Below are 24147 nucleotides of genomic sequence, written 5' to 3'. Positions count from 1 at the left end.
GAACCATGACCACCGCCGCCGATCCCGTCGCCGGGTACGCCGGGTTCGCCGCCGCGCTGCGCGAAGCCGGTGTCGCGTGCGACGCGCACCGCGTGCAGGCCTACCTCGCCGCCGTCGCCGAGATCGACGTCGCCGAACCCACGCAGCTGTACTGGGCCGGGCGGCTGACGCTGTGCTCGAGTCCCGACGACCTCCCGTGCTACGAGGAGGCGTTCAGCCAGTGGTTTTCGATCGAGACCACCACTCCGCGGCGTGCGACGTCGGCCGTGCCCAAGCAGGCCCGCATCGCCCCGCTCGGCGACGCCGAAGGCGGGGACGCCGAAGGCGAGGAGGGCCAGGACCGGCTGAAAGTCGCCGCGAGCGCCCAGGAGGTGCTGCGCCATCGCGACCTCGCCGAGCTGACGACCGCCGAGCGCGAACACCTCCGCGAACTGCTCGCCACCCTGAAGCCCGCGTTCCCGAAGCGTGCGGCCGCACGGCGGACGCCGTCCCGGCGCGGCCGGCTCGACCCGTCGCGCACGCTGCGCGCGATGCTGGCCGGCGGCGGCGAACCGCTCAAGCTCGTGCACACCCGGCGGGGCAGCAGGCCACGGCGGGTGGTGCTGCTCATCGACGTCTCCGGCTCGATGAGCCCGTACGCCGATGCCTTGCTGCGGTTCGCCCACGTCCTGACGCGGTCCGCGCCCCAGTCCGTGGAGGTGTTCACGCTCGGCACGCGGCTGACCCGGGTGTCGCGCCAATTGCGGCTGCGCGACCCGGAACGCGCGATGCTCGCGGCGGGCTCGGCGGTGCCGGACTTCGCCGGCGGGACCCGGCTCGGCGAGACGCTCCAGGCGTTCCTCGACCGCTGGGGCCGGCGCGGGGTGGCGCGCCGCGCGGTGGTCACGGTGTTCTCCGACGGCTGGGAACGCGGCGACACCGGCCTGCTCGGGGAGCAGCTCGCGCGGCTGCGCCGGCTCGCGCACGCCGTATTCTGGGTGAATCCGCACGCCGGCCGCGCGGGGTACGCTCCGGTCCAGTCGGGCATCGTGGCCGCGCTGCCCCACATCGACCGGCTCCTGGCCGGGCACACCCTGGCCACTTTGGAACGACTGCTCGGGGAGATTTCCGATGCGTGACGTACTGGACGACGTGTTCCGCCGCTGGTCGGCGGGTGAGACGGTCGGGCTCGGCACCGTGGTCGCCACCTTCTCCTCGGCCCCGCGCGCGCCGGGCGCCGCGATGGTCGTCGCCCCGGACGGCACCGTCGCCGGCAGCGTGTCCGGCGGCTGCGTCGAAGGCGCGGTTTACGAGCTGGCGCAGGAGGTCGTCGCCGAGCGCAGGCCGGTGCTGCAGCGCTACGGCGTCACCGATGACGACGCGTTCGCGGTCGGCCTGACCTGCGGCGGGATCATCGACATCTACGTCGAGGCGGTCGACCGCGAGTCGATGCCGGAGCTCGGCGACGTCGTCGAATCCGTGCGCGGCGGTGAGCCGGTCGCGGTCGTCACGATCATCGAGCACGAGCGCGAAGGCCTGGTCGGCGAGCACATGATCGTGTGGCCGGACCGCATCGCCGGTTCGCTGGGGTCGTCGCGGATGGACGACGCGGTGGCCGACGACGCGCGCGGCCTGCTGGCCAGCGGCCGCACCGGCACCCTGCACTACGGCCCGGACGGGCAGCGCCGCGGCGAGGGGATGGCGGTGTTCGTCAACTCCTTCGAGCCGCCGCCCCGGCTGCTGGTGTTCGGCGCGATCGACTTCGCCGCCGCGATGGCGCGCATGGGCGCCTACCTCGGCTACCAGGTCACGGTGTGCGACGCGCGGCCGGTGTTCGCCACCGCCAGCCGGTTCCCGGACGCGCACGAGGTCGTCGTCGACTGGCCGCACCGCTACCTGAAGGCGGAGGCGGACGCCGGCCGGATCGACCGGCGGACGGCGATCGCGGTGCTCACCCACGACCCCAAGTTCGACGTGCCGCTGCTGGAAGTCGCCCTGCGCCTGGACGTCGGCTACGTCGGCGCGATGGGCTCCCGCAAGACCCACGACGACCGCTTCGCCCGCCTGCGCGAAGCCGGGATCACCGACGCGGAGCTGGCCCGGCTGTCCTCGCCGATCGGCCTCGACCTGGGCGCGCGCACGCCGGAGGAGACGGCGGTGTCCATCGCGGCGGAGATCATCGCGCTGCGCTGGGGCGGCGGCGGACAGCGCTTGGCGGAGCTGTCCGGCCGGATCCACGGCTGACCGGCCACAAAAGTTCACCCGTCCGGAATTCCGCACCTACGGAGTTGCCTCGCGGATTGCCACGCATCTGCGGAACGGGTAGTTGAACGTGTGACATCAGGTCTTGTCGACGCGAAGGTCGCGTAGCACGCTCGGGTCTGTGAGCCCGATCACTGTCGGGCGGGCCGTTCCCGAACCGGCTTTTGGAGGCCTGATGCGCATCACCGTCACCGTCGACGGGACGAAGTACACCGACGAAGTCGAACCCCGCACCCTCCTCGTGCACCACCTGCGAGAGCGGCTCGGCAAGGTCGGCACCGTCGTCGGCTGCGACACCAGCAACTGCGGCGCCTGCACCGTCCACCTGGACGGGCACAGCGTGAAGTCCTGCTCCGTGCTGGCCGTGCAGGCCGACGGCTGCGAGGTCACCACCATCGAAGGCCTCGCCCGCGACGGGCAGCTGCACCCGGTGCAGAAAGCCTTCCACGACAACCACGCGCTGCAGTGCGGGTTCTGCACGCCGGGGATGATCATGCAGTCGATCGACCTGCTGGCCGACAACCCCGACCCGGACGAAGAGGCCGTCCGCGAAGGCCTCGAAGGCAACCTCTGCCGCTGCACCGGCTACCAGAACATCGTCCGCGCGGTCCGCGACGCCGCGCAGCACATGAGTCCCGGCGCCGGGCCCGAAGCGGAGCGGATCGCCGAGAACAAGCACGTCGGCGTGGGTGGTGACTGATGACCGCCACGATCGAACCGGAGGTCGGGAAGTCCCGCCGCCGCAAGGAGGACGAGCGGCTGATCACCGGCCGCACCCGCTGGACCGACAACCTCACCCTGCCGGGCCTGCTGCACATGGCGGTCCTGCGCAGCCCGTACGCGCACGCCAAGATCGTCTCGATCGACACGTCGGCGGCGAAAAGCGCGCCCGGCGTCATCGCCGTGTACACCGGCCAGGACCTCGACCCGGACGGCGCGATCGGCATGCCGTGCGCGTGGCCGATCACCCCGGACATGAAGGCGCCGCGCCGCCCGGTGCTCGCCGCCGACCGGGTCAACTTCGCCGGTGAGGGCGTCGCGGTCGTCGTCGCGCGGTCGTCGGCCGAAGCGCACGACGCGCTCGAGGAGATCGACGTCGAGTACGACGAGCTCCCGGTGGTCCTGGACATGGAAGCCGCGATCGCCGACGGCGCCCCGCTGGTCCACGAGGAACTCGGCACCAACACGAGCGCGGTCTGGAAGTTCGACTCCGCCGAGGCCGGCACCGGCGGCAACGTCGAGGACGCGATCAGCTCGTCGGAGGTCGTGCTCAAGCGGCGCTTCCGCCAGCAGCGCCTGATTCCCGCCTTCATGGAGCCGCGCGCCTGTGTCGTCGACCCGACCAGCACGCAGATCACCATGTGGTCGGCCACGCAGGTGCCGCACATCCTGCGCGTGATGTCGGCGCTGACGCTCGGCATCCCCGAGCACAAGCTGCGCGTGATCGCCCCGGACGTCGGCGGCGGCTTCGGCGGCAAGATCGGCGTCCTGCCGGAAGAGATGATGTCGCTGCTGGTCGCGCAGAAGCTCGGCAAGCCGGTCAAGTGGAACGAGACGCGGTCGGAGACGATGCTCGCCGCGCACCACGGCCGCGACCAGATCCAGGACATCACCATCTCCGCGACCCGCGACGGCCGGGTCACCGGCCTCAAGGTCGAGCTGCTCGCCAACCTCGGCGCGTACAACGGCCTGGTCGGGCCCGGCGTGCCGATCCTCGGCGCGTTCATGTTCAACGCGATCTACAAGTTCCCGGCGTACCACTTCGCGTGCACCAACGTGTACACGACGACGACGCTGACCGACGCCTACCGCGGCGCCGGCCGTCCGGAGGCGACGTTCGCGATCGAGCGGATGATGGACGAGCTCGCCGTCGAACTCGGCATGGACCCGATGGACCTGCGCGAGAAGAACTGGATCAAGCACGAAGAGTTCCCGTTCACCACGGTGTGCGGGCTGACCTACGACTCCGGCAACTACGAAGCCGCCACCCGGAAGGCCAAGCAGCTCTTCGACTACGACGGCCTGCGCGCCGAACAGGACAAGCGCCGCGCCTCGAAGGACAAGGTGCAGCTCGGCATCGGCATCTCGACGTTCACCGAGATGTGCGGCCTCGCGCCGTCGCGGGTGCTCGGCTCGCTGGACTACGGCGCGGGCGGCTGGGAGCACGCCTCGATCCGGATGCTGCCGACCGGCAAGGTCGAGGTCATCACCGGGGCGTCCGCGCACGGCCAGGGCCACGAGACGGCGTGGAGCCAGATCGTCGCCGACCAGCTGGGCGTCGCGTTCGAGGACGTCGAGATCCTGCACGGCGACACGCAGTCCTCGCACAAGGGCATGGACACCTACGGCTCCCGGTCGCTGGTGGTCGGCGGGATCGCCGTCGTCAAGGCCGCGGAGAAGGTGGTCGCGAAGGCCAAGCCGATCGCGGCCCACCTGCTCGAGTGCGCCGAGGACGACCTGGAGTTCGCCGGCGGCAAGTTCACCGTGAAGGGCACCGGCACGTCCACCACGATGGGCGACATCGCGCTCGCCGTGTTCGCGGCGCACAACCTGCCCGACGGGGTCGAGCCGTCGCTCGACTCGGACGCGACGTTCGACCCGGAGAACTTCTCGTTCCCGCACGGCACGCACCTGTGCGCCGCCGAAGTGGACACCGAGACCGGCCGGATCAAGCTGCGTTCGTACGTCTGCGTCGACGACGTCGGGGTCGCGGTGAACCCGCTGATCGTCGAGGGCCAGGTGCACGGCGGGCTCGCCCAAGGCATCGCGCAGGCGCTGTTCGAGGGCACCGAGCACGACGAAAGCGGCACACTCACCACCGGCACGTTCGCCGACTACCTGCTGCCGTCGGCGGCCGACCTGCCGTCGTTCACCACCGACCGCACGGAAACGCCGTCGACGACGAACCCGCTCGGCGCCAAGGGCGTCGGCGAGGCGGGCACCATCGCGTCCACCCCGGCGGTGGTCAACGCGGTGATCGACGCCGTACGGCCGTTCGGGGTCGACGACATCGAGATGCCGTTGACGCCGATGCGGGTCTGGCACGCCATCCAGCACGGCACCACCGACGCCGGCGGCCCTGGCCGCGACGAAGCCGGCGGCGGGCTCGGTTCGATCGACGCCACCGGAGGTGCGCAGTGATCCCGGCTCCCTTCGACTACGTCCGTCCGTCCACCGTGGACGAGGCGGTGCAGGCGCTGGCGGCGGCGGGCGAGGACGCCAAGGTGCTGGCCGGCGGGCAGAGCCTGCTGCCGGTGCTGCGGATGCGGCTCGCGACGCCGACCACACTGGTCGACCTCGGGCGCGTCGCCGAACTGCGCGGGGTCCGCGAGGAGGGCGACGCGCTGGTGATCGGCGCGATGACGACGCACTACGACGTCCAGCGCGACCCCCTGGTCGCCGAGCACGCGACGTTGCTCAAGGAGGCGACCGACACGGTCGCCGACCCGCAGATCCGCCACCGCGGCACGTTCGGCGGCGCACTCGCCCACGCCGACCCGGCAGGCGATCTGCTCGCGCCGGTGCTGGCGCTCGACGCGGAACTGGTGGTGGCCGGGCCGTCCGGGCGCCGGACGGTCGCGGCCGCGGAGTTCTTCCGCGACCTGTTCACCACCGCGCTGGCCCCGGACGAGCTGCTGGTCGAGATCCGCGTGCCCAAGCACACGGGGTGGCGGGCGCACTACGAGAAGTTCAACCGCGTCGCCCAGGCGTGGTCGATGGTCGCGGTCGCGGTCACCGTCCGCACCGAGGCCGGCGTGATCGAGGAGGCCAAGGTCGCGCTGACGAACATGGGTTCGACGCCCGTCCGCGCCGCGGGCGTCGAGGCGGCGCTGGTCGGGGTCCAGGCCTCGGCCGACTCGATCCGCGCGGCGGCCGAACACGCGGCGGAAGGGACGAATCCGCCGGTCGACAGCAACGCCGACGTCGAATACCGCCGTCACCTCGCGAAGGTGCTGACGGGCCGCGCGATCGCGGCGGCGGCCGGAGCCTGACGCCCGCCCGGGGGCCGCGGCTCGTTCGCCGGGCCGCGGCCCCCGGGGCGGCTAGGGTGGGGTGCGGACACCCCAGGTTCGGCAGAAAGGAGGTCGGCCCGTGCGGCTCGACCACGAATTCACCGTCCCGGCTCCGATCGGCGAGGTCTGGCAGGCGGTCGTCGACCCCGAGCGCGTGGCCCCGTGCATGCCCGGCGCGACGTTGACCAAGGTCGAGGGGGACAGGTTCAGCGGCACGGTGAAGGTCAAGCTGGGGCCGATTTCCCTGCTGTACAAGGGCAACGGCGAGTTCCTGGAGAAGGACGACGCCGCGCACAAGGTGACGATCAAGGCGTCGGGCAAGGATGCCCGCGGAGCGGGCACGGCGGCCGCGACGGTGACTCTGACGTTGACGGAGACCGACGGCGGAACGCACGGCACGGTGGCGACCGACCTGGCGATCACGGGCAAGCCGGCCCAGTTCGGCCGCGGCCTGATCAACGAGGTGGGCGGCAAGATCCTCGACACGTTCGCGGGCTGCCTGTCGGGCAAACTGGCCCCGGCCGAGGGGGCGGCGGCGCAGCAGGCTCCGCGTGGGCAGCGGCCCGCGCAGGAGGCCGCGACGGCGCAGCCGGTCGCCGAGCCGGCGCTCAAGCCGGTGCCGGATCCGGCCGGACCGGCGGCCGACCCGACGGCCACGGCCGAGCCGGTGGCCAAGCCCCAGCCGGCGGTCAGGCCGGCCCCGGCCACGCCGGAAATCCCCACGGAGCCGAAGGCCAAGCCGGCGGACCGGCCGCCGTTGCACAGCGTCCCGGCGCCGCCGGAGACCGAAGCGATCGACCTGCTCGACTACGCGGGGCCGTCGGTGCTCAAGCGGGTGGCCCCCGTGCTGGCCGCCCTCGCCGCGGTGGCCGGTCTGGTGGCGATCGTCCGGGCGCTGCGCAAGTGAGCTGACCGGCGTCGAGGTTCGGCTCGGACGTACCCCATCGGTGATTCGCCGGTGCGCCGCTGAGCGGCGCCGATCTACCCACGGCGGGTCTTCGAAGAGGCGAGTTGCCCGCAATTCCCCCGGACTGGCGACGCGGCTCGCCGGAACGGCTACGCTGGGCTACCTGGTCGGCCGAACTTCGCGCAAGGGGTACGTCACGATGCCGGTCCGTCACGTCTGTGGCCTCGGCTCTTGAGAGCCCGGGCCGCCGTGCGCCGGGAAACGCTTTCCACCTGGCCGGGCTGGCCCGCGCGATGGGCGATGTGGGGCGACGCGAAGACCCGCTGGATCGCCTACGCCCTCGGCTGCGAACTGCTCGCCGTCGTCGCGACCGGGGCCGCGCTGGCCACCGGGTTCGGCGGCCCGGTGCGGCCGGTGTGGTTCGCCGTGCTGGTGGCCCTCGGGGTGGCCCAGGCCGAGATGTCGCGCCGCATCGAGCGGTTGCGCCGGTGGATGAGCGGGCAGACGCACATCAACGTCACGTCCGTCTGGTACCTCGCCGCCGTCGTCCTGCTCCCGCCGGCCTGGGTGGCGCTGCTGGCCGTCGTGCTCTACACGCACTTGTGGGTGCGGGTGTGGCGCCCGGTCCGGACGCGGCCTGCCCACCGTTTCGTCGCGAGCACGGCCTGGGCGATGCTCTCCTGCTTCGCTGCTTCTTCCGTTCTCGCGATTTTGGGGTTGCACGGGACGCCGCTGCAGTCGCCGCGCGGGTTGCTCGCGCTCTGCCTGGCGGCGGCGGTGTTCGAGCTGGTGAACGTCGCCCTCGTGGCGGCCGGCATCTACCTCTACACCAGCCAGCGCTCGGCGGCCGACCTGATCGGCACGTGGGAGGACAACGCGTTCGAGCTGGCGACCCTCTGCCTCGGCGGGCTCGCCGCACTGGCGCTGGTCGAGCAGCCGGTGCTGGTGGTGTTCGTCGTGGCGCCGTTGCTGTTGCTGCACCGCTATCTCCTGCTGAAACAGCAGCTGCAGGTCGCCGCCGTCACCGACGAGAAGACGGGCCTGCTCAACACCGCGGGCTGGCACGAATCCGCGGTGCGCGAGCACGCCCGCGCGCAGCGCCGCGGCGCCGCCGGGGGCTTCGCGGTGCTGATGATCGACCTCGACCACTTCAAGCGGATCAACGACACCTACGGCCACCTGACCGGTGACGACGTGCTGGCGGCCGTCGCGGTGGCGATCTCCGGTGCGGTGCGCCAGGGCGACACGGTCGGCCGGTTCGGCGGTGAGGAGTTCGTCGTGCTGCTGCCGGGCACCGGCCACGCGGACGTGCTCGCCATCGCCGAACGGGTGCGGGTGGCGGTGGGCGAGCTGAACGTCGTGATCTCGACCGGCGCCGGCACGGTCCGGGTGAGCGGCCTGTCGGTGTCGATCGGGGTCGCGCGCCATCCCGACGCGGGCCCGACGCTCGACGACATCCTCCGTGCGGCCGATGCGGCGCTTTATCGGGCCAAGGAGGCCGGTCGCAACCGCGTCGCCGTGTGATGAACCGCGCGAAATACCGCGCCGCGGCCACCGTTGAACCGGATATGAGCGGCGCGGATCACGAGACGGACGTGGTGGTGATCGGGGCCGGGCAAGCCGGGTTGTCCGCGGCCTACCACCTGCGGCGGGCCGGGTTCGCGAACCGGACCGGGTTCGTCGTGCTCGATCACGGCAAGCGGGCCGGGGGTGCCTGGCAGTACCGGTGGCCGTCGCTGGTCCTCGGGAAGGTGCACGGCATCCACGACCTGCCGGGCCTGGCCTTCGGCACTCCGGACGTGACGCGCCCCGCCTCCGAAGTGGTCTCCGAATACTTCGCGCGCTTCGAAAGCGTTTACGACCTCCCTGTGCTCCGGCCCGTCGACGTCCGGTCGGTGACGCGGGCGGGGGAGCGGCTGGTGGTTTCGAGCCCGGCGGAGTCGTGGGCCGCACGCGCGGTCATCAGCGCGACCGGAACCTGGGACCGGCCCTTCTGGCCGCGCTACCCCGGCCAGGAGACGTTCGCCGGCCGTCAGCTGCACACCGCCGGCTACACCGGGCCCGAGGCCTTCCGCGGCCGGCGCGTGGTCGTGGTCGGCGGTGGGGCGTCGGCCGTTCAGCTGCTGATGGAGTTCGCTCCGCTCGCCCGCGCGACGGCTTGGGTCACGCGCCGGCCGCCCGTGTGGCGTGACGAGCCCTTCAGCGAGAACTGGGGACGCAACGCCGTCGCCAAGGTCGACGAGCGGGTGCGGGCCGGGCTGCCGCCGGAGAGCGTCGTGAGCGTCACCGACCTGGCCGTGACGCCGGAGGTGCGCGTCGCCCGCGCCGCCGGGATCCTCGACCGCCGGCCGATGTTCGAGCGCATCACGCCCGAGGGGGTCGTCTGGGCGGACGGCACGCGCTTCGCCGCCGACGTGATCCTCTGGGCCACCGGCTTCCGCGCGGCGATCGACCACCTCGCGCCGCTGCACGTCCGCGAACCCGGTGGCGGGATCCGCATGGACGGCAGCCGGGTGGTGCTCGAACCGCGCCTGCACCTGGTGGGGTACGGGCCGTCGGCGAGCACGGTCGGGGCCAACCGCGCGGGCCGCGCCGCGGTGACGGAGATCCGGAAGCTGCTGCGCCCGGACCGGTGAGGATCTTCGCCGGCAGGCCGTCCCGGCGCCCCCGGCACGGCGCCTTTCCGGCTCGGTGAGGGTTTTCGCCGGTCGCTCGGGCGGAATCAGCCGGCGGGCTCGCCGAACCAGCGGGCGAGGTGCTCGTCCAGGTCCTGCTGGTGCTCGCCGATCCAGGCGACGTATCCGTCGGGGCGCAGCAGGATGGCCGGGGCATCCAGTGCCGCGGTGGGATCCGCGATGAGGTCGACCCGGTCCGACCAGCCCCCGGCGGTCAGCCGTTCGGTGCGGTCGAGCACCAGGCCGCGGCCCCCGTGCAGCCGGTCGTAGAGGCGGCCCTGCTTCAGGTCGAGGTCGCGCAGGCGGCGGCCGAGCAGGTCGGGGCCCGCGCCGAAGTCGTAGCGGATGCCGATCGCGGTGATCTTCTCGATCAGGTACCGGTTGACCTCGTCGAAGTCCATCAGTTCGGTGAGGAGCCTGCGCAGGGCCTGCGGGCCCGGCTCGGTGGAGTGCAGCTCCATCTGGGCGCGGGTGTTGTCCAGGACGTCCGCGGCGACCGGATGACGTTCGGCCTGGTAGGTGTCCAGCAGTGGTTCCGGTGCCCACCCGCGGATCTGCGCGGCCAGCTTCCAGCCGAGGTTGACCGCGTCCTGCACGCCCAGGTTCAAGCCCTGGCCGCCGGCCGGGGGGTGGATGTGCGCCGCGTCGCCGGCCAGCAGCACCCGCCCGACCCGGTACCGGTCGGCCAGCCGGGTGGCGTCGCCGAAGCGGGACAACCAGCGCGGCGAGTGCACGCCGAAGTCGGTTCCGGCGATGGCGCGCAACTGCTGCCGGAAATCGTCGAGGGTGGGCGGTTCCGCACGATCCTCGCTGACTCCCGCGGCGGGGACCACGACGCGGTAAATCCCGTCGCCGAAGGGCCCGAGACTGAACACCTTGTTCGTCTCGCGGATTTCGGCGACCTTGGCGGCGATCTCCTCCTGCGGCACCCCCACGGCCATCTCGCCCATCAGCGTCTCGGTCCGCGAGGGCACGCCGGGAAAGCCGACGCCGAGCAGTTTGCGCACCGTACTGCGCCCGCCGTCACAGCCGACGAGGTAACGCGACCGCAGCCGCTCCCCGCCGGCCAGTTCGACGGTCACCCCTTCGTCGTCCTGCTCGAACCCGGTCACCGCACACCCGCGCCGGACCTGCGCACCCTGCTCGACCGCATGGTTTTCGAGCAGCTGATCGAGGACCGGCTGCGGGATGCCCAGCAGATAGGCGTGCGCGGAATCCAGGCCCTCGGGCGCGGGTTTGGCGATGGCGGCGAAGAAACCGCCGGCGGGCCGCTTTCTGCTGCGTTCGAGAACGGGCTCGAGCAGGCCGCGCATGGCCATCAGTTCGATGCTGCGGATGTGCAGACCGACCACGCGGACGAACGACGCGGGCTCGGTTTCCTTTTCCAGAACGAGTACCCGCACATCGTGCAGCCGCAGTTCCGCGGCCAGCATCGCCCCGGTCGGTCCGCACCCGGCAATGATCACATCGAACATGAACCACCCGTTCGCTCAATTCTGCCGACCCAGTGGCCGTGTGTCCGGCCGCCGATTGTGCGGCACCCCGGTGCTGGGGGCAAGCGATATACGGTTGACCGGCGCGCCAAGACGAGCCGGACCGCCCCGCAAAAGCGATTTCCGTTGCCCGGTACGGCCCCGGATACCGGTCCCAGGGTGCGGAGCAGTGTCCCGCTCACCGGGACCGGCCCTGAGCAGCGGAAACCGTGAAAAACTCACCCTCTTGACCGATTCAAGGACGAGACGAGTCTTGTCAGCCGGAACACCCGCTCGTTACAGTCCGAACAGGTCGATTAGTTAGGAAACTTTACTAACTGTCATCCGCAGTCAACCGACGCCGCAGCCCACCAGCCACCGCCAGGCCCGTAAGGAGCGCGACGTGCCGTCAACCCGCCTACGTCCCCTAGCCCGACTCACCCCGGTGCTCGCCGCCGTGGTGCTGTTGCCGTCCGCGATCGCCGCGGCCGCCACCACACAGACCGCCGATGTCCTGCTGTCGCAGGGAAAGACCGTCGCCACCTCGACCACCGAGAGCTCGTCGTACCCCGGCGCCAAGGCCGTCGACGGCAGCACCACCACCCGCTGGGCCAGCGCCGAAGGCGCCGACCCGCAATGGCTGCGGATCGACCTCGGGCAGTCCGCGAGCATCCACCGGGTCGTTCTCGATTGGGAAGCCGCCTACGCGAAGAAGTACCGGATCGAGGTCTCCGACGACGGCACGTCGTTCACCACGGCCGCCACCGTCGACGCCGGCGACGGCAAGGTCGACGACCTCGGCGGCCTCACCGCCCGCGGCCGCTTCGTGCGCTTCGTCGGCCTCACCCGCGCCACGAGCTACGGCTACTCCTTCTGGGAGATGCAGGTCTTCGGCACCACGGACTCCTCCGGCGACACCCAGGCCCCGACCACGCCGGCCGGCCTCACCGCGGGCACGACGACCGCCACGAGCGTCGCGCTGACGTGGGGTGCCGCCACCGACGACGTCGGCGTCGCCGGCTACGACGTCCTCCGCAACGGCACGGCCGTCGCCACCAGCGCGACGACGTCCTACACCGACACCGGGCTCACCCCGGACACCCCCTACACCTACGCTGTCCGCGCTCGTGACACCGCGGGCAACGCTTCGCCCGCGAGCACGCCGATCACGGTGAAGACCGCGGCCGGAAGCCCGGGATTCGTCCTCGCCGCGGCCGGCGACATCGCCGAACACTGCACCGCGAGCAGCTCGAGCTGCGCCCACGTGAAGACCGCGAAGCTCGTCGAGCAGATCAACCCGGCCGCCGTGCTCACCATGGGCGACAACCAGTACGACGAACCCACGCTGGCCGACTTCAAGAACTACTACGACAAGACCTGGGGCAAGTTCAAGAGCATCACCCACCCGACCCCGGGCAACCACGAGTCCTACAGCTCGCCGAAGTTCAAGAGCTACGAGGACTACTTCGGTGCCATCGCCAAGCCGCAGGGCCAGCGGTACTACAGCTGGGAAATGGGCAACTGGCACTTCGTCGCCCTCGACTCCAACGACTTCGTCACCCACGACGAGTTCGCCGAGCCGCCCCAGATCACCTGGCTGAAGCAGGACCTGGCCAAGAACACGAAGGGCTGCGTCGCCGCGTACTTCCACCACCCGCGGTGGAGCTCCGGTGACCACGGCGACAACAAGGACAGCATCGAACTGTGGAACCTGATGGTGGCCGACAAGGTCGACCTCGTCCTCAACGGTCATGACCACGACTACGAGCGGTTCGTGCCGCAGAACGCCGACGGAAAGGCCGACGCGAACGGGCCCGTCGAGATCGTGGGCGGTTCCGGGGGCGCCGATCTCTACGACCTGAGCCCCGCCCACGCGACGACCGCCAAGCTGCTGAAGACCTACGGCGTCCTCAAGCTGTCGATGACCGACACGTCGTTCCAGACGCAGCTCATCGGCGTCGACGGCAAGGTCCTCGACAGCAGCCCGACCTACACCTGCCACTAGGAGGCACGGGCATGTACATCGCGGCCGGCCGTACCTCGGACCTGGCGGCCGGGACCGACCGCGCACCCGCGCTGAAGCGGGTATCCGCGAACGTGGTGGCGCTCGGCGCGGTCAGCCTGGTCACCGACGTCTCGTCGGAGATGGTCACCGCCGTCCTCCCGCTCTACCTGGTGCTCGGCCTCGGCCTGAACCCGCTGCAGTTCGGCCTGCTCGACGGGCTCTACGCGGGCGCCACCGCGGTCGTGCGGGTGCTCGGCGGGCACCTCGCCGACCGGTGGCGGCGGCTCAAGGCCGTCGCCGGGTTCGGGTACGGCTTGTCCGCGGTGTGCAAGCTCGGCCTGGTCGCGGCCGGTTCGTCGGTCGCGGCGATCGGCGTCGTCCTCGCCGCCGACCGCACCGGCAAGGGGCTGCGCACCGGCCCGCGTGACGCGCTGATCTCGCTCAGCAGCGAGCCGGAGACCCTCGGCCGCTCGTTCGGGGTGCACCGGGCCATGGACACCGTCGGGGCGTTCCTCGGCCCGCTGGTGGCGATGGCGGTCCTCGCCTTGAGCCTCGGCAGCTACCCCAGCGTGTTCGTCACCAGCTTCTGCGTCGCGGCGATCGCCGTGCTGCTGCTCGCCCTGTTCGTCCGCGACCGCCCGGGCGCGGTGGACCGCGCGGCCGTCTCGTTCCGGGCCGCGGCCGGCCTCCTGCGGACCAGGGATTTCCGACGCGTCGCGCTCTGGGCGGCGCTGCTGGGCCTGGTGACGGTCGGCGACTCGTTCGTCTACCTCGTCCTGCAGCGGCGCTGGGAAATCGCGGCGACGTACTTCCCGCTGCTCCCGCTGGGCACCGCCGGGGTCTACCTCGTGCTGGCCGTGCCGCTGGGCAAGCTCGCCGACCGCGCCGGCCGCTGGCCGGTGTTCCTCGGCGGGCACGCGGCGCTGGTCGTGGCCCTGGTTCTGCTCTGCGGTCCGCAGGCGGGGCTGTGGCTCGCCGTCGTCGCGCTCGGCCTGCACGGCGTGTTCTACGCGGCCACCGACGGCGTCCTGATGGCCGCCGCCGGCCCGCTCATCCCGGCCGGCCTGCGCGCCACCGGAATGGCCGTGGTGCAGACGGGACAGGCCGTGGCCCGGATGCTCTCCTCCGTCCTCTTCGGACTGGCGTGGACGCTGTGGGACCTGCGGCCCGCGGTGCTCGTCGCCGCGGTCTGCCTGGCCGCCGTCGTCCTCGCCGCCGCCTTCGTGAAACCGGTGCGCCCGTGAAGAAACTCGTCCTCGCCCTCACCGGCACGGCGCTCCTGGTCGCCGCCGCCGTCACGTACACGGTCAGCGCCCGCCACGGCGCCGCGGACGCCGAACCGGCCGCGCAGCTGACCCTCGCGCCCGGCCGGCTGCTGTTCCGCGACACCGCCACCGGCCGCGTCGGCGCCGTCCCGCTGGGCGATCCGCAGGCGAAACGGCAGCTCGGCGACCTGAAGTGCGACCGGTTCGCGGTGGCGAAGCAGACCGCGGCGTGCCTGGCCGTGAAGCCGGGCACGCTCCCGGCGGTGACCGAGGTCCGCGTCCTCGACGACCACCTCGCCGTCCGCCACACCGAAACCCTGCCCGGCACGCCGAGCCGCGCCCGCGTCTCGCCGGACGGCAAGCGCGTCTACTGGACCCTGTTCGTCACCGGCGATTCGTACGCGCAGACCGGCTTCTCGACCCGCGCCGGGCTCTACGAGGCCGACACCGGCCAGCTCGTCAAGACGATCGAGGAGCTCCCGGTGTTCGTCGGCGGCAACCGCTACTTCGCGGCCGACGCCAATTACTGGGGCATCACCTTCGCTCCCGACGGCAACCGCTTCTACGCCACCCTGGGCAGCAAGGGCACGACGTACCTCGTCGAAGCCGACTACGCGCGCTACCGGGGCAAGACCCTCCGCGAGAACGTCGAGTGCCCGTCGCTGTCCCCGGACGGCAAGCGGGTGGCGTTCAAGAAGAAGGTCGCCGACGGCGTCTGGCGGCTGGCCGTCCTGGAGCTCGGGACGCTAGAGGAGACCGCACTCGCCGAGTCCCGCAGCGTCGACGACCAAGCGCTCTGGCAGGACGACGGCACCATCCTCTACGGGCTGGACAACGCGGTCTGGGCGGTCCCGGCGGACGGCTCCGGCACGCCGCGGAAGCTGGTCGCCGACGCCGCGTCACCGGCCGTCACGGGGTGACGTCCACCGCGGCGAACAGCGTCCGGACGTAACGGCTGCCGCTCGGGCACCGCGACCCCGGCTCCGGGACCGACCCGGCTTACGGCCTCAAAACCTCGGCCCACTCAGGACGTGAGGTAACGCACCTGGCTGCCCTTGCCGCGCTCGTACTCCTCCCGCCCGGCCAAGTGCTCCGGCACGCCGACCTCCCACCAGGCCCCGGCCTCGGTCCACGCCGACGGCTGCGTCTTGACCACGACCACCGCCGGGCGCCGTTCCGAGACGGCCGCCTCCCGCGCCTGGGCATAAGCCGTGTGCAGGTCATCCACAGTGGACGCGGGGAACACCAGGCAGCCCAGGGACTCCGCGTGACGCGCGAAGTCGACCCGGGGCGGCGAAGCGTGCGAAGTCGTGCAGTCGGCGTAGAAGTTGTTGAACGGCTTCCCGCCTTGCCCCTGCTGAAGCCGCGCGATCACGGCGTACCCGTCGTTGTCGCACACGACCGCGACGAAGGGATGACCCGCGAAAGCGGCGGAGAACAGCTCCGAGTTGAGCATCAGGTACGAACCGTCGCCCAGCAGCGTCGTCACCAGGCCGGGGTGCGCGATCGCCGCGCCCCAGGCGCCGGACAGCTCGTACCCCATGCACGAAAACCCGTACTCGACGTCCATCGAGACCGAACCGGACCCACGCCAGCCGCCGATCAGCTCGCCCGGCAACCCGCCCGACGCCGTCATGACGTAGTCGCCGGCCGCCGAGAGTTCGTTCACCACGCCGACGACCTGCGCATACGACGGGAGGGAGCCGGAAGCCGAGCGCAGCGAGTCGATGTGCGCGTCCCAGGACGCCCGCTCGGTCGCGGCCCGCGAGGTCCACGCCGGGTCGACCCGCCAGCTCTCCAGCTGCGCGCCGAGGTCCGCCAGGCCGGCGTCGGCGTCCCCGACCACCGACAGGGCGCCGTGCTTGACGGCGTCGAAGCGGGCCGCGTTGAGGGCCACCAGCCGGACGTCGGGGGCGAACACCGTCCACGACGCCGTCGTGAAGTCCTGCAGCCGCGTCCCGACCGCCAGCACGACGTCCGCGGCGGCCGCGACGACGTTCGCCGACGTCGAGCCGGTGATGCCCAGCGGTCCGGCGTGCAGTTCGTGCGAGTGCGGCACCAGCGTCCGGCCCGCGGTCGTTTCCACGACCGGGATCCCGTGCCGCTCCGCGAAGTCCAGCGCCCGCCGCGTGGCCCCCGAATACCGGACACCCCCGCCGAGCACCATCAGGGGACGGCGGGAAGCGCGCAAAACCCCGGCCGCCTCGGTGACCGAACGCCGGTCCGGGCGCGGGCGCAGCGGCCGGTGCGTCACCGGTTCGAACAGCGCGTCCGGGAAGTCGTACGTCTCGCCCTGGACGTCCTGCGGCAGCGCGAGGGTCACCGGCCCGGCCTCGGCCGGGTCCGTCAGCACCCGCGCGACCTGTGGCAACGTCGAGAGCAGCTGCTCGGGCCGGGTGATCCGGTCGAAGTAGCGGGAGACCGCGCGGAACGCGTCGTTCACCGTCGCGGTCGCGTCGCCGAACGGCTCGATCTGCTGCAGCACCGGGTCCGGCGCCCGGGTGGTGAACGTGTCGCCCGGCAGCAGCAGCACCGGCAGCCGGTTCGCGTGGGCGACGCCGGCCGCGGTGACCATGTTCAGCGCGCCCGGCCCGATCGACGACGTCACGACGCCGACCTGCCGCCGGTGCGTGGCCTTCGCGTACCCGACCGCGGCGAGCGCCATGCCCTGCTCGGTGTGCCCGCGCCAGACCGGGATGTCCCCGCGGTGCTCCTCCAGCGCCGTGCCGAGGCCGAGCACGTTGCCGTGCCCGAAGATCGCGAACACGCCCGGGAAGAGCGGGACTTCCGCGCCGTCCAGGGTTTCCGACCGCTGCGCGAGGATCCAGCGGACCAGTGCCTGCGCCGTCGTCAGCTTCTGTGTTCTGCGGGGGCCCGGCCCCCGCTCCCCGGCCGGGGGCTCTGCCCCCGGACCCCTGAAGTTGTTCACTGCACACGCCCTTCGTGGCTCGTCACCGGGCAGCGGGGATCAAGCTCTTGCGCCGCCCACGTGTCGCGGACCCAGCCGTGCGCCGGGTCGTCGCAGAACGCCATGGACCGCTCGTCGGCCGGCCCGGCCAGGACGTTCAGGTAGTACATCGGGTAACCCGGCGCGGCCACGCAGGGCCCGTGGTAGCCGCGCGGGATGAGGAAGACGTCGTGGTCGCGCACCGCGACGTCCTCGTCGAGCTCGCCGTCGGCGGTGTACGTCCGGTGCAGGCCGAAGCCTTCGCGGGACGGGGTCACGCCGTCGCGGCCGGCGATGCGGAAGTAGTAGATCTCCTCGTTGACGACTTCGCACTCGGACGCTTCGTCGTGCTTGTGCGGCGGGTACGACGACCAGTTTCCGCCCGGCGTGATCAGCTCGCACGCGTTGAGCTTGTCGGCGTGGTCCCACACCCCGGGCACGCCGAAGTTGGTCACCTGCCGGGTCGCTTGCCCGCCGCCGCGGACCTCGACCGGCACGTCCTCGGCGGGACCGTACTTCGGTTCCAGACGGCGGGTGCAGCGCGCCATCGGCAACGCGACTTCGAGCCCGTCCGTTGTCGACAACTCGACTTCGGCCTCGCGGGGCACGTAGGCGAAGTCCGTCACGCGGGTGAACACCGACTCGCGGCCGTGCAGCTCGAAGACCCGGCCGTCGACCCGGACCGTCGCGGAGCCCGCCAGGGGCAGCACGAAGGCCTCGAACTCGCCGGTGTGCACGATCCGCGTCTCGCCGGGGGCCAGCGAGAGCACCCGCAGCCCGCTGTAGGTCCAGCCGGCCGTGTCCGGGGTGAGCCGGACCGGATCGGCGTTGTCGGACAGTGTCCCGAGTGGACGGTGCAGCTTGCTCATTTCGCGGCCTCCAGTACCTTCGCGGCGGCTTCCACGGCGGCGCCGACGTCGCCGTCGGGCGGGTAGAGCAGGGTGCGGCCGACGACCAGGCCGCGGACGACGTCGTGGCGCAGGGTCCGGCCCCAGGAGGCCAGGTCGGCGGCCGGATCGCCGGAGGGCACGCCGCCGAGCACGACCACCGGCAGCGTCGTGGCGCCCAGCACGGCCGCCGAGTCGGTGGACGGCAGCTTCAGCCAGGTGTGCGCCGAGGTCGTGCCGAGGCCGGACGCCACCGTGACGGCCCGGGCCAGCGACACGGGATCCTTCTGCAGCAGCAGTTTTCCCTCCGAACGGGTGTAGGGCAGCGGCTCGACCATCGCGATCAGCCCGTACGCCGCCAGCTCGGTGACGGCGTCGGCGCAGGCCTGCAGCGTGGGGACGGTGCCCGGGTCGGAGCCGACGAGCCGCAACAGCATCTTGCCGCCGTCGAGGCCGCAGTCGACCAGCGTCCGGGCGTCGTAGCCGGTGAACCGGTCGTCGATCTCCCAGTCCGCGCCGGCCAGGCCGCCGCGGTTCATCGAGCCGAGCACGACCTTGTCGTGCAGCGCGTCGAGCAGCAGCAGTTCCTCGACGATGTCGGGGGTGCCGAGGATGCCGTCGACCGCGGGGTTGGCGAGGGCGACGAGCAGCCGTTCGAGGAGGGTCCGCCGGTCGGCCATGGCGAGCGGGTCCTCGCCGACGGACAAGGCCCCGCGGGCCGGGTGGTCGGCCGCGACGAGGAAGAGGGTCCCGTGGTCGGACAGCAGGGTGGACCGGCGTTTGCGGGTGGCGTAGGCCTGCCGGATCGCGCCCGGGTCGGTGGCGCGGGTGTGCAGCAGTTCGCGCCACCGCTCGTCGGAAAGCGGCGAAGCGCTCTTGCCCGCCGAGGCGCCGTTCGGCACAGTCACAGCAGCTCCTCGATCTCCGCGGCGGTCGGCATCGCGTCGGCGCAGGCCAGCCGGGACGCGACCAGCGCGCCGGCCGCGTTGGCGTACTCCGCGATACGCACCGGGTCCCAGCCGGAGAGCAGCCCGTGGATCAGCGCCCCGCCGAAGCCGTCACCGGCGCCGAGCCCGCAGACCACCTCGACGCGCTGCGGCGGGACCGTCCAGCGGCCGTCGGGTGTCGCCACCAGCACGCCTTCGGCGCCCTTCTTGATCACCGCCAGCCGCAGTCCGCGCTCGAGCAGCCGGTCCGCGGCGGCGTCCGGGTCCGCCGTGCCGACGGCGACCTCGGCCTCGGTGCGGTTGCCGACCGCGACCGTGACGTGGTCGAGCAGCGCGCCGATCTCTTCCCGGGCTTGGTCCACCGACGGCCAGAACATCGGCCGGTAGTCCAGGTCCAGGACGGTGTGCTCGCGCCGCCCGCGGGCTTCCAGGATCTTCCGCTGGGTGGCCCGGGCGGGTTCGGCGGAGACGCCGGTGCCGGTGACCCACAGCAGCGGCACCGACTCGACGACGTCCCAGGGCACGTCCTCGTCGGTGAGCGTGAGGTCGGGGGCGATGGGGGAGCGGTAGAACAGCAGCGGCGGGTCCGCGGGTGGGTTGAGCTCGCAGAACACGACCGGCGTCTGGAGGTCTGCCGCGGTGCCCACGTGCGCCGGGGACACGCCGAAGCCTTCGAGGGCTTGGCGGACGTAGTCGCCGAAGCCGTCCGGCCCGACCTTGGTCAGCACCGCCGTCGACCGGCCGAGCCGCGCGGCGGCGACCGCGACGTTGGTCGCGGTCCCGCCGAGCGACTTGGCGAACGTGCTGACCCCGGACAGGGGCACACCGCTCTGCTCCGGGTACAGATCCACGCCGACCCGGCCGACCGTCAGTGCTTCGATGGTCATGCCGCCTCCGCGGGAAAGAGTGCGTCGGCGGGACTCACGTCTTTTCCACCTGCCGCAGCTCGTGTTCCAGGGCTTCCAGCTCCGCACCGCCGGCCATCTGCCGGGTCAGTTCGCCGATGTCGATCTCGGACTTCTCGTAGTGCCCGAGCGCGGCACCTCGCTTGAGCAGCAGGAACCGGTCGGCGACGGGGTAGGCGTGGTGCGGGTTGTGCGTGATCAGGACGACGCCGAGCCCGCGATCACGCGCTTGGGCGACGTACTTCAGCACCACTCCGGCCTGCTTGACGCCGAGCGCGGCGGTCGGCTCGTCGAGGATCAGCACCTTCGCGCCGAAGTACACCGCGCGCGCGATCGCGACGCACTGGCGTTCACCACCGGAGAGCGTCCCGACCGGCTGCTCGACGTCCCGCAGGTCGATGCCCATGTCGGACAGCGCCTGCTTCGTCGTCTCCCGTCCTTTGCGCCGGTCGAGCATCCGGAACGGGCCGAACCCGGTCGTCGGCTCCGAGCCGAGGAAGAAGTTCCGCCAGACGCTCATCAGCGGCACCACCGCGAGGTCCTGGTAGACGGTCGCGATGCCGCGGTCCAGGGCCTCGCGCGGCGAGGAGAACCGCACCGGCTCGCCTTCCACGAGGAACTCGCCGCGGTCGTGCTGGTGCACGCCGGCCAGGATCTTGATCAGCGTCGACTTCCCGGCGCCGTTGTCGCCGAGCACGCAGGTGACCTCGCCCGCGTTGACCACCGTGGACACCTCGCGCAGCGCGATCACGCTGCCGTAGGTCTTCCCGATTTCGCGCACTTCCAGCAAGCTCATCGGCGTACCCTTTCCGCGCGGCGCCGGAAGGCGTTGTTGACCAGGACCGCGGCCAGCAGCATGACGCCGAGGAACAGCATGAACCAGTCGCTGTTCCACTGCGCGAACACGATGCCCTGGCGGGCCATGCCGAAGATCAGCGCGCCGATCGCCGCGCCCACCGCCGAGCCGAACCCGCCGGTGAGCAGGCAGCCGCCGATCACCGCGGCGATGATGTACTGGAACTCCAGCCCGATGCCCTGGTTCGCCTGCACGCTGGCGAAGCGCAGGATGTTGATCGAGCCGACCAGCCACGCACCCAGCGCGGTGCCCATGAACAGCAGGATCTTCGTGCGCACCACCGGAACGCCGACCGAGCGGGCCGACACCTGCGACCCGCCGACCGCGAAGATCCAGTTGCCGAACCGGGTCCGCACCAGCAGCCACGCGGCGATCGCGGTGACGACGATCCACCAGATGATCGACGACTGGAACTCGGTGCCGCCGACGTCGAACGTGGACGCGAACAGCCCGCCGGCCGACTCGTAGCCGCTGGTCGAGCGCATGCCCGACACCTGGACGGTGTTGGTGACCAGCCGCGTCACGCCGAGGTTGAGGCCCTGCAGGGCCAGGAACGACCCCAGCGTGACGATGAAGCTGGGCAGCCCGGTCTTCATCACCAGCCAGCCGTTGAACGCGCCGACGCCGAGCGCGAACGCCAGCGAGGCCAGCAGCGCGAGCCAGACGTTCCAGCCCGCCTGTGTCGCCAGGATCGCCGTGACCAGCGACGTCGACGCCGTCATCACGCCCGCGGAGAGGTCGAACTCGCCGCCGACCATGAGCAGCGCGACCACGACGGCCATGATGCCCAGGGTCGAGGAGTCGTCGAGCCAGGTCGCGACGCCCAGCGGGCTGAGGAACTGGCTGGTGACGACGGAGAAGAACACGAACACGAGCACGGCGCCGAGGAGCGCGCCGATCTCGGGCCGGACGACCAGGCGGTCGGCCAGGCTCTTCTTCGCTACGCGCTCGTCGGGTTCTGCTTGGATCCCACTCGTTTTCGGGGGGTCCAGGGGGGCTCGCCCCCCGGCTGGGGTCTGGGGCTCGGCCCCAGAAGACGCTGCGGTCATCGCGTGCCGCGCTGCGCGAACGGGGCGATGGTGTCGATGTTCGTCTTGTCGACGAAGCCGGGGCCGGTCTGCACCGGGTGGCCGCCGCCGATGGTGTTGCCGTTTTCCTTGTACAGCTTGAGGAACACGATCGGCAGGTAGCCCTGCTCGTACTGCTGCTGGTCGACGGCGAAGAGGATGCTGCCGTCCTTGATGGCCGCGACGACGTCGGTGTTCAGGTCGAACGTGGCGACCTGCGCCTTGGAGCTCGCCTCCTTCGCCGCGCTCACCGCGCGGGCCGCGACCTGCGAGTTCAGCGCCAGCACCGCGTCGATCGACGGGTCGGACTGCAGTGCGCCGCGGATCCGCGCCTGCGCGTCGGTCGGGTTGGAGATGTCGACCTGCAGCGTCGTGACGTTGCCGAAGGTCTGCTTCGCGCCGTCGCAGCGCTGGTTCTGGCCGATGTTGCCGGCCTCGTGGATGACGCACAGCAGCTTCGTCTTGCCGGCCGCCTTGAGCCGTTGCCCGGCGCCCTGGCCCGCGAGGCCCTCGCTCTGCCCGACGTGCGCGATCGCGCCGAACGCCGCGCTGGAGTCCTCGCCGGAGTTGATCGTGATGACCGGGATGCCGGCCTTGACCGCGTTCTGGATCGACGTCTGCAGGGCCTGCGGGTTCGCCATCGACACGACCAGGCCGCCGACCTTCTGCGCGACGGCGTTGTCGATCAGCCGGGCCTGGTTGCCCGGGTCGCCGTCGGAGAAGTAGTCGACGCCGACGTTCAGGTCCTTGCCCGCTTGCTCGGCGCCGTTCTTCACGACGTTCCAGAAGGCGTCACCGGCGGAGCCGTGGGTGACCACGGCGACCTTCAGCGGGCCGCCCGTGCTCGGCGCCGCGGCGGACGAAGGGCTGGAGCTGCTGTTCGAGTTGTCGGCGCTCGGGCCGCTGCAGGCGGCCAGCACCAGCCCGGTGGCGGCGATCGCCGCGACACCGGCCAGCTTCTTCAAAGAGAACACAGTCACTCCTTTGGGACCAGGGTTTCAGAGGGAGTCGGTGATCTTCGCGAGGTGGGCCAGGCTGCGCTCGGTGTCCCGCCGGGGCAGGTCGCCGGGGCTGTCCTCGCCCAGGGCGGTGTCCTGTTCCAGGACGTACCAGCCGTCGTAGCCCGCGGCCTGGACGGAGCGCACCATCGACGCCACGTCCACGTCGCCCTCGCCGAGCGGGGTGTACATGCCCCGCCCGACCGCGTCGGTGTAGGCCAGCCGGCCGCCGCGGACTTCGGCCGCCAGGTCTTCTCGGACGTCCTTCAGATGCACGTGCCCCACCCGTTCGGGATACCGCTTCGCCAGCTCGACCGGATCCGTCCCGCCGATCATCAGGTGCCCGGTGTCGAGGCACAACCCGAGATCGGAATCGGCGAGGAAGCGTTCGACCTCGGCCTGCTGCTCCACGTGCGTCCCGACGTGCGGGTGCAGCACCGTGCGCAGGCCGTGGGCGGTCGCGATGTCCCGGATCTTCCCGGCGGTCTCGACGAGCGTCGCCCATTCGGCGTCGGTGAGCCGGGGGCGGTCGTCGTAGCCGTCGAGGCCGGTCGCCGCGGCGAGCACGAGGACGTCACCTCCGCACGCGGCGAACAACGCGGCGGACTCTTCGGCTTCCTTGAGCGCGTTCTCCTGATCGGTGTGGAGCACGACGGCGAGGAAGCCGCCGACGAGCGTCAAGCCGTACTGCCCGAGCAGCTCCCGCAACGCGGCCGGGTCACGCGGGAGGTAGCCGGGCGGGCCCAGTTCGGTCGCCTGGACACCCAGCTCCGCCATCTCGCCGAGCACGGTCGCCGCGTCGAGCACCCGGCCCCACCCCGGGACTTCGCAGACACCCCAGGAGATCGGCGCGGCGGCTACTCGGATCGTCGCTGTCACAAGGGGCCTCCGTCGGTCCGTTGGAGCGCTCTATTGATTAGAGCGCTCTAATCTTGTAGCGTCCGTCACAGCAAAGTCAAGGG

General features: G+C 71.7%; 20 protein-coding genes. 11 read left to right on the top strand and 9 right to left on the bottom strand.

Annotated elements, in window-relative coordinates:
• Positions 1-5 precede the first annotated feature (5 nt).
• From AB0M80_RS27190 to AB0M80_RS27155, 8 genes are all read left to right on the top strand, one after another.
• Positions 6-1118 carry a VWA domain-containing protein gene (locus AB0M80_RS27190; protein WP_364570470.1) on the top strand — a complete coding sequence of 371 codons (1113 nt, stop codon included), beginning with the start codon at positions 6-8 and terminating at the stop codon, positions 1116-1118.
• Complete coding sequence (locus AB0M80_RS27185) at positions 1111-2223, top strand: XdhC/CoxI family protein (RefSeq protein WP_364570467.1); 1113 nt, start codon at positions 1111-1113, stop codon at positions 2221-2223. Before AB0M80_RS27190 ends, AB0M80_RS27185 begins: the two co-directional genes overlap by 8 nt.
• Before the next feature lie 193 nt (positions 2224-2416).
• Positions 2417-2941: a (2Fe-2S)-binding protein gene (locus tag AB0M80_RS27180; RefSeq protein WP_364570464.1), complete on the top strand. Its 525-nt coding sequence runs from the start codon at positions 2417-2419 to the stop codon at positions 2939-2941.
• Positions 2941-5382: a molybdopterin cofactor-binding domain-containing protein gene (locus AB0M80_RS27175; RefSeq protein WP_364570461.1), complete on the top strand. Its 2442-nt coding sequence runs from the start codon at positions 2941-2943 to the stop codon at positions 5380-5382. Before AB0M80_RS27180 ends, AB0M80_RS27175 begins: the two co-directional genes overlap by 1 nt.
• Positions 5379-6233, top strand: coding sequence for a xanthine dehydrogenase family protein subunit M (locus AB0M80_RS27170; RefSeq protein WP_364570458.1), 855 nt, complete (start codon positions 5379-5381; stop codon positions 6231-6233). Before AB0M80_RS27175 ends, AB0M80_RS27170 begins: the two co-directional genes overlap by 4 nt.
• 100 nt (positions 6234-6333) lie before the next feature.
• Entirely contained in the window at positions 6334-7161 is an 828-nt protein-coding gene (locus AB0M80_RS27165) for an SRPBCC domain-containing protein (RefSeq protein ID WP_364570455.1), read from the top strand.
• Between the two features lie 300 nt (positions 7162-7461).
• Positions 7462-8685 carry a GGDEF domain-containing protein gene (locus AB0M80_RS27160; RefSeq protein ID WP_364570624.1) on the top strand — a complete coding sequence of 408 codons (1224 nt, stop codon included), beginning with the start codon at positions 7462-7464 and terminating at the stop codon, positions 8683-8685.
• A 44-nt stretch (positions 8686-8729) separates the two neighbouring features.
• Entirely contained in the window at positions 8730-9797 is a 1068-nt protein-coding gene (locus tag AB0M80_RS27155; protein ID WP_364570452.1) for an NAD(P)-binding domain-containing protein, read from the top strand.
• A gap of 86 nt (positions 9798-9883) precedes the next feature.
• On the opposite strand, the gene rox is transcribed toward AB0M80_RS27155, so the two are convergent.
• Complete coding sequence (rox, locus tag AB0M80_RS27150; protein WP_364570450.1) at positions 9884-11311, bottom strand: rifampin monooxygenase; 1428 nt, start codon at positions 11309-11311, stop codon at positions 9884-9886.
• 442 nt (positions 11312-11753) lie between these two features.
• On the opposite strand from rox, the gene AB0M80_RS27145 reads away from it, so the two are divergent.
• From AB0M80_RS27145 to AB0M80_RS27135, 3 genes are read left to right on the top strand one after another with little or no spacing between them, the layout of a single operon-like run.
• Complete coding sequence (locus AB0M80_RS27145; RefSeq protein ID WP_364570621.1) at positions 11754-13313, top strand: discoidin domain-containing protein; 1560 nt, start codon at positions 11754-11756, stop codon at positions 13311-13313.
• Positions 13314-13324: 11 nt separating this feature from the next.
• Positions 13325-14557: an MFS transporter gene (locus AB0M80_RS27140; protein WP_364570447.1), complete on the top strand. Its 1233-nt coding sequence runs from the start codon at positions 13325-13327 to the stop codon at positions 14555-14557.
• A complete protein-coding gene (locus tag AB0M80_RS27135; protein ID WP_364570444.1) occupies positions 14554-15498 on the top strand; it encodes a hypothetical protein in 945 nt (314 codons plus the stop codon). Before AB0M80_RS27140 ends, AB0M80_RS27135 begins: the two co-directional genes overlap by 4 nt.
• A gap of 104 nt (positions 15499-15602) precedes the next feature.
• Here the strand turns inward: AB0M80_RS27135 and iolD are convergent, their stop codons facing one another.
• From iolD to AB0M80_RS27095, 8 genes are all read right to left on the bottom strand, one after another.
• Entirely contained in the window at positions 15603-17432 is a 1830-nt protein-coding gene (gene iolD / locus AB0M80_RS27130) for a 3D-(3,5/4)-trihydroxycyclohexane-1,2-dione acylhydrolase (decyclizing) (protein ID WP_364570618.1), read from the bottom strand.
• Between the two features lie 71 nt (positions 17433-17503).
• On the bottom strand, positions 17504-18394 hold the full coding sequence (iolB, locus tag AB0M80_RS27125; RefSeq protein WP_364570441.1) for a 5-deoxy-glucuronate isomerase: 891 nt from the start codon (positions 18392-18394) through the stop codon (positions 17504-17506).
• The gene (locus AB0M80_RS27120) at positions 18391-19320 is read right to left on the bottom strand and encodes an aldolase (protein ID WP_364570439.1); all 930 of its coding nucleotides are present in this window, start codon (positions 19318-19320) and stop codon (positions 18391-18393) included. The genes iolB and AB0M80_RS27120 overlap by 4 nt, the downstream gene beginning before the upstream one ends.
• Positions 19317-20246, bottom strand: a complete 930-nt coding sequence (gene iolC / locus AB0M80_RS27115; protein WP_364570437.1) for a 5-dehydro-2-deoxygluconokinase — start codon at positions 20244-20246, stop codon at positions 19317-19319. The genes AB0M80_RS27120 and iolC overlap by 4 nt, the downstream gene beginning before the upstream one ends.
• 34 nt (positions 20247-20280) lie before the next feature.
• Positions 20281-21060 (bottom strand): ATP-binding cassette domain-containing protein, encoded by a 780-nt coding sequence (locus tag AB0M80_RS27110; RefSeq protein ID WP_364570434.1) that lies wholly within the window; start codon positions 21058-21060, stop codon positions 20281-20283.
• Positions 21057-22088 (bottom strand): ABC transporter permease, encoded by a 1032-nt coding sequence (locus tag AB0M80_RS27105; RefSeq protein ID WP_364570615.1) that lies wholly within the window; start codon positions 22086-22088, stop codon positions 21057-21059. The genes AB0M80_RS27110 and AB0M80_RS27105 overlap by 4 nt, the downstream gene beginning before the upstream one ends.
• 77 nt (positions 22089-22165) lie before the next feature.
• Positions 22166-23161 (bottom strand): sugar ABC transporter substrate-binding protein, encoded by a 996-nt coding sequence (locus AB0M80_RS27100; protein WP_364570431.1) that lies wholly within the window; start codon positions 23159-23161, stop codon positions 22166-22168.
• A gap of 24 nt (positions 23162-23185) precedes the next feature.
• Positions 23186-24064 carry a TIM barrel protein gene (locus AB0M80_RS27095; protein WP_364570428.1) on the bottom strand — a complete coding sequence of 293 codons (879 nt, stop codon included), beginning with the start codon at positions 24062-24064 and terminating at the stop codon, positions 23186-23188.
• Between the last annotated feature and the right edge of the window lie 83 nt (positions 24065-24147).

Origin of the sequence: Amycolatopsis sp. NPDC051045 (genome assembly GCF_040682955.1) — a bacterium.
In the GTDB taxonomy this organism is placed as follows: domain Bacteria; phylum Actinomycetota; class Actinomycetes; order Mycobacteriales; family Pseudonocardiaceae; genus Amycolatopsis.
This window is presented reverse-complemented; position numbering and strand designations above follow the sequence as displayed.

Coding starts and splice junctions, on each gene's coding strand:
- AB0M80_RS27190 (WP_364570470.1), top strand. CDS start 6: ATGACCACCGCCGCCGATCCCGTCGCCGGGTACGCCGGGTTCGCCGCC.
- AB0M80_RS27185 (WP_364570467.1), top strand. CDS start 1,111: ATGCGTGACGTACTGGACGACGTGTTCCGCCGCTGGTCGGCGGGTGAG.
- AB0M80_RS27180 (WP_364570464.1), top strand. CDS start 2,417: ATGCGCATCACCGTCACCGTCGACGGGACGAAGTACACCGACGAAGTC.
- AB0M80_RS27175 (WP_364570461.1), top strand. CDS start 2,941: ATGACCGCCACGATCGAACCGGAGGTCGGGAAGTCCCGCCGCCGCAAG.
- AB0M80_RS27160 (WP_364570624.1), top strand. CDS start 7,462: ATGTGGGGCGACGCGAAGACCCGCTGGATCGCCTACGCCCTCGGCTGC.
- AB0M80_RS27155 (WP_364570452.1), top strand. CDS start 8,730: ATGAGCGGCGCGGATCACGAGACGGACGTGGTGGTGATCGGGGCCGGG.
- rox (WP_364570450.1), bottom strand. CDS start 11,311: ATGTTCGATGTGATCATTGCCGGGTGCGGACCGACCGGGGCGATGCTG.
- AB0M80_RS27140 (WP_364570447.1), top strand. CDS start 13,325: ATGTACATCGCGGCCGGCCGTACCTCGGACCTGGCGGCCGGGACCGAC.
- iolB (WP_364570441.1), bottom strand. CDS start 18,394: ATGAGCAAGCTGCACCGTCCACTCGGGACACTGTCCGACAACGCCGAT.
- iolC (WP_364570437.1), bottom strand. CDS start 20,246: ATGACCATCGAAGCACTGACGGTCGGCCGGGTCGGCGTGGATCTGTAC.
- AB0M80_RS27110 (WP_364570434.1), bottom strand. CDS start 21,060: ATGAGCTTGCTGGAAGTGCGCGAAATCGGGAAGACCTACGGCAGCGTG.